Source organism: Thiogranum sp., assembly GCF_058323355.1.
This window is the reverse complement of record NZ_JBTTIO010000079.1, coordinates 1-9,122: the sequence shown is the minus strand read 5'-3', so window position 1 is coordinate 9,122 and position 9,122 is coordinate 1. Positions and strand designations below refer to the sequence as shown.

At 56.6% G+C, this 9,122-nt stretch carries 8 protein-coding genes; all 8 read right to left on the bottom strand.

Annotated features, from left to right (window positions below):
• The coding region (locus tag ACW81B_RS11725) for a DUF4149 domain-containing protein (protein ID WP_491580411.1) at positions 1-494 on the bottom strand (494 nt) is incomplete at its 3' end.
• A 31-nt stretch (positions 495-525) separates the two neighbouring features.
• Entirely contained in the window at positions 526-1,002 is a 477-nt protein-coding gene (gene greA / locus ACW81B_RS11720) for a transcription elongation factor GreA (RefSeq protein WP_491580410.1), read from the bottom strand.
• Positions 999-4,223, bottom strand: coding sequence for a carbamoyl-phosphate synthase large subunit (carB, locus tag ACW81B_RS11715; protein WP_491580409.1), 3,225 nt, complete (start codon positions 4,221-4,223; stop codon positions 999-1,001). The genes greA and carB overlap by 4 nt, the downstream gene beginning before the upstream one ends.
• Before the next feature lie 125 nt (positions 4,224-4,348).
• A complete protein-coding gene (gene carA, locus ACW81B_RS11710) occupies positions 4,349-5,515 on the bottom strand; it encodes a glutamine-hydrolyzing carbamoyl-phosphate synthase small subunit (RefSeq protein WP_491580408.1) in 1,167 nt (388 codons plus the stop codon).
• Positions 5,516-5,642: 127 nt separating this feature from the next.
• On the bottom strand, positions 5,643-6,464 hold the full coding sequence (locus ACW81B_RS11705) for an outer membrane beta-barrel protein (protein ID WP_491580407.1): 822 nt from the start codon (positions 6,462-6,464) through the stop codon (positions 5,643-5,645).
• A 34-nt stretch (positions 6,465-6,498) separates the two neighbouring features.
• Entirely contained in the window at positions 6,499-7,254 is a 756-nt protein-coding gene (locus tag ACW81B_RS11700) for a hypothetical protein (protein ID WP_491580406.1), read from the bottom strand.
• Positions 7,255-7,706: 452 nt separating this feature from the next.
• Positions 7,707-8,447, bottom strand: coding sequence for a hypothetical protein (locus ACW81B_RS11695; RefSeq protein ID WP_491580405.1), 741 nt, complete (start codon positions 8,445-8,447; stop codon positions 7,707-7,709).
• Positions 8,431-9,122, bottom strand: a 692-nt coding sequence (locus ACW81B_RS11690) for a hypothetical protein (protein ID WP_491580404.1), incomplete at its 5' end; no start/stop codon positions are given. The genes ACW81B_RS11695 and ACW81B_RS11690, both read right to left, overlap by 17 nt.

The following is a 9,122-nucleotide window of genomic DNA, read 5'->3' as shown; positions in this document are numbered from 1 at the left end:
ACCAGACCGAGTACGCTGGTTATGAGGTAGGCAACCGAGGCAATGCCATGCATCGCGGCAAATGCCTCGCTACCAGCCAGTCCTTCAACGCGCATCGCTGCCACCTGGGGTGCCAGGATAAACTGGCCTGCGGCTGTGAGCGCCAGCATAAGTATTAGCACGACAGCGCGCAGGTTCAGGCGGTTGCCGGAGTGACGAATCTGGTTGAAGAGTAACAGCAGGCTGCCACAGGCCAGGCCGACCCAGGCGATAATATTGAACATGACGCCGGCCAGGGTACCGGCCAGCGTACGATCTTCCAGTGTGGCAAACAGGGCCGGGGCGACCATGTAACCGATAGCCCACAGGCCGCCGACCCATAGCGTCAGCAGGATGCGTTCGCCGGCGTGTAATCGGGCAGGCGCCACAGGTTTGATCAGGCCGTCATACCGGCGAGGCCGGTATCCATAGGCTCCGGCGAGCTGGATTCCGGCCTGCGCCGGTATGACAGGCATTATTCATGACAGGCAGTACTCATGGTATTCGTTATTCATAACGAACTTCGACGATCTCGAAAGACTTCTCACCGCCGGGCGTGACCACGGCAACCTCGTCGCCTTCGAACTTTCCGATCAGTGCACGCGCAATCGGCGAACTGAATGAGATACGCCCCTCCTTGATGTCCGCCTCGTCTTCACCGACGATCTGGTAGGTCACTTCCCCGCCACTGTCCAGGTCTTCAATCACCACTGTGGCGCCAAACACGACCTTGCCGCCGGCATCCAGCTCTGCCACATCGATGATATTGGCATGGGACAACTTGCCTTCGATTTCCTTGATGCGTCCCTCGGCGAAACTCTGCTGTTCGCGCGCGGCATGGTACTCGGCATTTTCTTTCAGGTCGCCGTGTGCACGTGCTTCGGCAATGGCCGCAATAATGCGTGGGCGGTCTACGGTCTTGAGGCGCTGCAACTCTTCGCGCAGCTTCTCCGCGCCTTTTTTGGTGAGTGGAATCTTGTTCATGCCACGAACTCCTGGTGCAGGTCCTGCAACCGTTCAACAATCGGTGAATCAATACAGGTCAATGCGAGACTGGTCGCGTAGGCATGTGCAATTGTGGTGCTGTACGGCACCTTGTGCTGCAACGCCGCCCCGCGAATCGTATACGAATCGGCAATCGCCTGCTTGCCCTCGGTGGTGTTTACAATCAGGTCGATTTGCTCGTTCTTGATCATATCTACTATGTGTGGTCGTCCTTCCATGACCTTGTTGACCACTTCGCAGCGCGTGCCTGCGGCGCTGATCGCACTGGCGGTACCCCGTGTGGCAACCACGTTAAAACCCTGCTTGACCAGCTCGGCAGCCACCTGCACAGCATCATCCTTGTCGGCTTCGCGGACACTGATGAACACCTTGCCACCCGCCCGCGGCAGCAGTTCACCGGCCGCAATCTGCGCCTTGGCAAAGGCCTCGCCAAAACTGCGGCCGACACCCATGACTTCGCCGGTTGACTTCATCTCCGGTCCAAGCAAGGGATCAACACCGGGGAATTTCACAAACGGGAACACCGCTTCCTTGACCGAGAAATAGGACGGGATGCGTTCTTCGGTCATACCCTGTTCAATCAGCGAACGTCCGGCCATGCAGCACGCAGCAATCTTGGCCAGTGGAAGTCCCGTTGCCTTGGAGACGAACGGCACGGTACGCGAGGCGCGAGGATTCACTTCCAGCACATAGACATCGTCACCCTGGATGGCAAACTGGGCATTCATCAGGCCAACGACGTTCAGCGCTCTCGCCATGGTGCGCATCTGCTCGCGCATGACATCCTGGATTTCCTTGCTCAGGCTGTAGGCCGGCAATGAGCAGGCCGAGTCACCGGAATGCACGCCAGCCTGCTCGATATGCTGCATGATGCCGCCGATCAGAACATTCTCACCATCGCTGACAGCGTCGACATCGACCTCGATGGCATCATTGAGGAAACGATCCAGCAGCACCGGCGATTCATTTGACACACTGACCGCCACAGCCATGTAATTACGCAGATCGTCTTCGTTATAAACGATTTCCATGGCACGTCCGCCGAGGACGTAGGAGGGCCGCACCACCAGCGGGTAACCGACCTCATCGGCCAGCGCCAGTGCCGCGTCAATACTGCGCGCGGTACGGTTCGGCGGCTGCAGCAAACCGTTCTCCCTGATCAGCTGCTGGAAACGTTCACGGTCTTCGGCCAGGTCGATACTGTCCGGTGTGGTGCCGATAATCGGCGCACCGGCTTCTTCCAGGGCACGCGCCAGCTTCAGTGGTGTCTGTCCGCCGTACTGAACGATCAACCCTTTCGGCTGTTCCTTGTGAACAATCTCCAGTACATCTTCCAGCGTCAACGGCTCGAAGTAGAGACGGTCCGAGGTGTCGTAATCGGTAGACACCGTTTCCGGGTTACAGTTGACCATGATGGTTTCATAACCATCCTCGCGCATCGCCAGCGCGGCGTGCACACAGCAATAGTCGAACTCGATCCCCTGGCCGATACGGTTCGGACCACCACCCAGCACCATGATCTTTTCGCTGCGGGTCGGTTCCGCCTCGCACTCTTCTTCATAAGTCGAATACAGGTATGCGGTACTGGTAGCAAACTCGGCAGCGCAGGTATCGACCCGCTTGTACACGGGGCGCACCTCGAACTCATGGCGCAGTTTGCGGAACGCTGACTCGTCGATACCCAGCAGGCTTGCCAGGCGGTGGTCGGAAAAGCCCTTGCGTTTCAGCTTGCGCACCCGTTCACGATTGAGCGCACCAACACCCTGCTCACGCACTTCGGCTTCGATCTGCAACAACTCCTCGATCTGCACCAGGAACCAGGGATCGATTTTTGTCAGGTCGTGGATTTCCTCCAGCGACAGGCCGGCACGGAAGGCATCACCGAGATACAGCACGCGGTCGGCACTGGCATCGCGCAGTTCGCGGCGGATAGTATCCAGTGCATTGTCCTGTTCAAGATCGATGTGCTCGTCAAACCCGTAGATACCGGTTTCCAGACCGCGCAACGCTTTCTGCATGGATTCCTGGAAGGTGCGGCCAATGGCCATGACTTCACCGACCGATTTCATCTGCGTGGTCAGGCGGTTTTCCGCGCGCGGGAATTTCTCGAAGGTAAAGCGCGGAATCTTGGTCACCACGTAATCGATCGACGGCTCGAACGAGGCCGGCGTTGCACCACCGGTGATTTCATTCTTCAATTCATCCAGCGTGTACCCGACCGCCAGTTTCGCGGCGATCTTGGCAATCGGGAAACCGGTCGCCTTGGATGCCAGCGCGGAGGACCGTGACACGCGCGGGTTCATCTCGATGATGATCATGCGACCGTTTTCGGGATTGATGGCGAACTGCACGTTGGAGCCACCGGTATCCACGCCGATCTCGCGCAGCACGGCAAGCGACGCGTCGCGCATAATCTGGTATTCCTTGTCGGTCAGTGTCTGCGCGGGCGCCACGGTAATGGAATCACCGGTGTGTATGCCCATCGGGTCGAAGTTCTCGATGGAACAGATAATGATGCAGTTGTCCTTGTGATCGCGCACCACCTCCATCTCATATTCTTTCCAGCCGAGGATGGATTCTTCCACCAGCAGTTCGCTGGTTGGCGAAAGTTCAAGCCCGCGTTCGCAGATTTCGATGAACTCTTCCTTGTTGTAGGCGATACCACCGCCACTGCCACCCATGGTAAAGGACGGCCGGATAACGGTCGGGTAACCGACCTGTGCCTGTACCTGGAAGGCTTCTTCCATGCTGTGCGCGACAGCGGCGCGCGGCATATCGAGACCGATCTTCAGCATCGCCTCGCGGAACTGGTCGCGGTCCTCTGCCTTGTCGATAGCTTCGCGTCTGGCGCCGATCATTTCCACGCCATATTTCTCCAGCACGCCTTCGCGAGCCAGATCCAGGGCACAGTTCAGCGCAGTCTGACCGCCCATGGTTGGCAGCAGCGCGTCCGGGCGCTCCTTTTCAATGATGCGCGCCACGGTTTCCCAGGTGATCGGCTCGATGTAGGTCGCATCCGCCGTGTTCGGGTCGGTCATGATGGTGGCCGGGTTGGAGTTGACCAGGATGACCCGGTAGCCCTCTTCCTTCAGCGCCTTGCAGGCCTGCGCGCCCGAGTAGTCGAATTCACAGGCCTGGCCAATGACAATAGGGCCGGCGCCGATGATGAGGATACTTTTTATGTCGGTTCGTTTTGGCATGCGCCTGCTTTGCTCGGTTTTAAGTTCAGTAATTTGTCATTCCGGCGTATGCCGGAATCCATGACCTCAGCGTATTGGATGCCGGCCTGCGCTGGCATGACGGAAGAGGTTTAACCAGCAGTGCCTCAAGCCGATGCCTGTGCATTGCCATCACGCACCGCATCGATCAATTCAATAAAATGATCGAACAACGGCGCAACATCGTGCGGGCCGGGACTGGCTTCCGGGTGTCCCTGGAAACTGAACGCCGGCTTGTCCGTGCGGTGCACGCCCTGCAACGACTGGTCAAACAGTGAGCGGTGGGTCGCCACGAGACACTCCGGCAGCGTGGCATCATCCACGGCAAACCCGTGGTTCTGGCTGGTAATCATCACCACGCCGCTGTCCAGATCCTGCACCGGGTGGTTGGCGCCGTGGTGACCGAATTTCATTTTCACCGTCTGCGCGCCGCTGGCCAGCGACAATAACTGGTGGCCGAGACAGATACCAAAGATCGGCAGGTCTTCGTGCAGCAGGGTGCGTATCGCCTCGATGGCGTAATCGCACGGTTCCGGGTCACCCGGGCCGTTGGACAGGAACACGCCGTCCGGGTTCAGGTCCAGCACCACCTGCGCCGGGGTCTGTGCCGGCACCACCGTGATACGGCAACCGCGATCCACCAGCATGCGCAGGATGTTGCGCTTGACGCCGAAATCGTAGGCCACCACATGGCGCGGCAGTTTCTCGTCGATGGGATGCGGCGCCTCGGGCAGGCCGCCATCCAGCGTCCAGCTGCCCTGTGCCCACTCGTAGGGCTGGTGGGTGGTAACCTGTTTGGCCAGGTCCATGCCTTTCAGGCCGGGAAAGGCACGCGCGGCCTCGATAGCGGCCTGCTCATCAATCTGTTCGCCGGCCACCAGGCAACCCGCCTGGGCGCCTTTTTCACGCAGGATGCGGGTCAGCCGGCGGGTATCGATATCGGCAATGCCGACCACTTCCTGTTCCTGTAAATAGGCATCCAGCGACTGGCGGCCACGCCAGCTGCTCCAGGTCAGCGGCAGGTCACGGATAATCAGCCCGGCGCACTGAATGCCGGACGATTCCTCGTCTTCCGGGTTCACCCCGACATTGCCGATATGGGGATAGGTCAGCGTCACCAACTGGCGCGCGTAGGAGGGATCCGTGAGGATTTCCTGATAGCCGGTCATCGCGGTGTTGAACACCACTTCACCTGTGCTTTGGCCAGCCGAACCGATCGACCGCCCGCGGAACAGGCTGCCGTCTGCCAGGGCCAGTAAGGCCGATGTAGTCAATGAAACCTCCAGCAGGAGTTGTGCGTTATTGCTGGCTGGTTGCCAGACGACTTCAGGCCGTCAGAATGACAGCATCGGAAGCGGCGAGATTGTACTCGAAGAACTCCGCCCTGCCAAGACGGAATTCCTACCAGCTCTGCCTTAACCCGATAAATATTCCAGAATTTTTCATCTCGATTCGGGGCTGGAAAATTGATCCGACGGGTGCTCCATTACGTCGTAATGTTTCCCCGTCACTCTTGCCCAGGCTCTGACGTTCGTAGAACAGATCGAGTGCAGCCTCCAACCGAGGCGACAATACACGTACCCAGCGCCCCCCGACCCGCCAGCCCCACCTCTCCCCGAGATCCAGCCCGGTCGCTTCAAACCCGGCACCCAAATCAACGTCAACCCCCGGGTTCAGGGTGCGAATTACCCGGCCATCCAGTATCCAGCGATTTTTTTCCCGCCACCAGCTCATCTCCATGCCAGCCTGGAACTTCCACCAACGGTAGGTTTCCTCCAGGCCGGCAACCGTACCGACAGACTGAATGTCGCGGCGCCAATGGCGGTAACCGGGACCGCCGTACAAAGACAAAGCGGGGACTGCAACGGATGGCAGGTGGTAAACCAGCGTAAGCGACACATCCACAATGCGCTCACGGGTGGAGCTGTTTATCAGAACATTTGTCTGGGTTTGCCCGTCGTAATCAACGTCCCCTCCGTAATACGCGGCGCCCAGCCTGATCTCCGCCTGCTTGCCACGAAGCCCTACATCGGCGTCGATGCCGTAAAGCTGACCCGATTCGCGTACCAGGCGTTCATCCTGCTCATCGAACTCCTGCATGTCGAAATTCAGGAGGCCGCCACGAATCGCCAATATCCCCGTGCCATGAGCATCAACACGCGAAGGATATACCAGCAGGAACACCAGAATTAAAGATAGAGCAATGATCAAACCCCTGGACATGGCGCCACACGCAAGCCGTGTGGCGCGCGCAGTCCTACAATGCATTCCAGGTCGTATCAATCGTCGTATCGGTCACACCATCCCCATCTTCATCAACCTCCAGACGTACATTGATCGCATCGATTGCGATCAATGTCACGCGACTGTTGTTAGCGCCGGTAATTGTGGCCTGGCCGCTGAACGGATCGTTATTACCAGTACCCTGAAACGGCGTGTCAGTAACAATAGTGGCCTGGCCGCCCATGGCCGGGCTGCTGACGGTTGCAGTGACATCGAGCGAGTAGGCGCCTGTTCCGATATCCTCAGTGGTATCGAGCTGGAAGCCGGTGACCGTCGCGGTAACACCACCTGCCGTATACTGGATACTGCTTCCGCTCAGGGAGCCGACGAATATCACACCGTCCGTGGTGGACTCGGCAAAGGTCGTACTACCGCTCACTGTTACGCTCTCACCATTTTCCACTGTAACCAGGTTACTCATCTGCATGGTAAACTGCAGGGTATAGGGGAAGCTTGTGATGTCGCCGGAAACGACAAGGCCATTAAGAGAGATACTGCCATTAAGAACCACACCGGCTTCATTACAGTTACTGAATGTGAGACTCATGGTGTCGCCCGTAGAGATGTCGCTGTTGTTATCTACGTCGTCCAGTGTAAAGCTGAAACCACCTCCCCCTGTACAAACATCGCTGCCGGATACCACAACCCCGGTAACAAAGGAAAACTGACCGCCGGCTATTAACGGCTGGGCAGCCCCGAGCACTGACACAAGCGCATCACTGATATCCACTCTACCGCCAGTCTGAGTCACCGCACCCGTGAGTACGCCACCGCCCGATCCCGCACTATCCAGACCGACGGTGCTATCATATGCGACACCCGAGACCTGAGGCGCATTGGCTGCGCTGATCGCCACAGGCGCACTGGCCGCAGCCGGGTTACCACTGCTTCCGCTGCCACCCCCGCCGCATCCGGCAAGCGCAATTGCCGAAGTGAATAAAATTCCCGCAACTTTCCATGCTGTATAATCTGACATATCATCCTCCAAATATATTATTGATTGAACAACCCCAAGTACATCCTACACAACCGACCTCCAAGACACATTACACACGCCATTTTACTGCTTATTCACGGCAACCGCGACTGGATGACTGGAAAAAACAATAGAAGAGTTCCTGTTATTGCCATTTAATCGCCATTTTGCCTGCGCCGTTGGCGGCGGTGTCGTAGAGCCAACATTCAGTGCGTAAAAGCTTTATAGGTAACTGGATTAAAGTAGATCACTGGCCTGATCGTCTGCTGTGACGGCGTCACGATATCGCCCAGCTCCAGACGAAATTTCTCTGCAGGGTCAGGCGTGACTACATCAAAAGTAAGACGCAAACATGTCTGGTTGGCGAGGTAGGCTCGTTCGTTCTCTTTTATTATATTCTTGTTCACCACAGATATTGGCTCGCCGGTTATCAGTGTATTGTCTATGTTGGTCGTATAAGCATAGGCGCTAACAGGCCGCTTCCCACACTGCTTACCTTTCGCAGAACCATAAATTCCTGTCGGAGATATAGGCTCATTGTTTTTGTCGAAATACAATCTTGTTCTAGAGGGTGTGAATGCCGCGCCTTCTCCATCGGCCATAAGATAAAGATCGATTTTGAACGGTTTCTTTCCTATATCATCTTTGCCTGCACCGGATTGATCCGACTCCATGTTAAACGTTTCGATCGGAACCATGAAACTGGTGTCATAAACACGCAAGGTCATGACATTTCGTGTGCGTATATCTATCTGGACACCTGATATCGACATGCGGGTCGGCGGAAGCTCTTCCAAAGGACTTAGCTCCCTCCCTGTGAATTCGTTTTCTTGCGATAAAGAGGGGTAGCTTTTCATACTATGATAGGTTGCGCTGCACCCTGATAACAGCAGGCATGCAGACAGAATAATCACCTGTGCAGGTCTTCTGCTACTGATCATCGACATTCCTCACGCCATCCACTATTTGTGGCACACCGAGAGCTACGCCCTGCACGGCAAAGAATGGTGGAATAGTCGTAGCCAAAATGGCTCTGTTTTCAAAAATCGGCGAGACGTTTCTCGCAAGTTGACCGAAACTGCTATCGTGGAACACCGCTCCAGAATTTAGCCCCGGAACAGTCTTTGCGAAGAAAGACAGAATCCCACTTTCACTACTAAAAAATCCCGGATTATTCTTTAGAGCTTCAACTGGAATAGTTGAGACAGGCACGTTAAAGAAATTTGCATTCTTCACTGCCACAATATTGCCCACGGTGGGCGCACCCGGTATAGGTGCATCACAATTTATTTTACTGCAATCAATCAACCCATCCCGTATTGCGATTTTTAGCTCCTCGGTTCTTAGTTTTCCCACTGCCTCCCCCCTGGCCGTCCTGAAAGTCGGCCTGGTTTTCGTCACCCGTGTCACCAACTCACTCGCCGACACCGTCAATGCAGCAAGAATAGCACCCCTTTGGAACGACCCGCCCAGGAACTTGCTCGACGTGCCACCGGCCACGCCATTGCCTGCGATTCGGGTCAAAAATCCACTGCCGCTAAATGCCTTATAGGCTCCTCCCGTCAATGCGCCTGCCAGTCCCAGCCTCAATGATGCGTTCACATCCCCGTCGGTGAGTACCA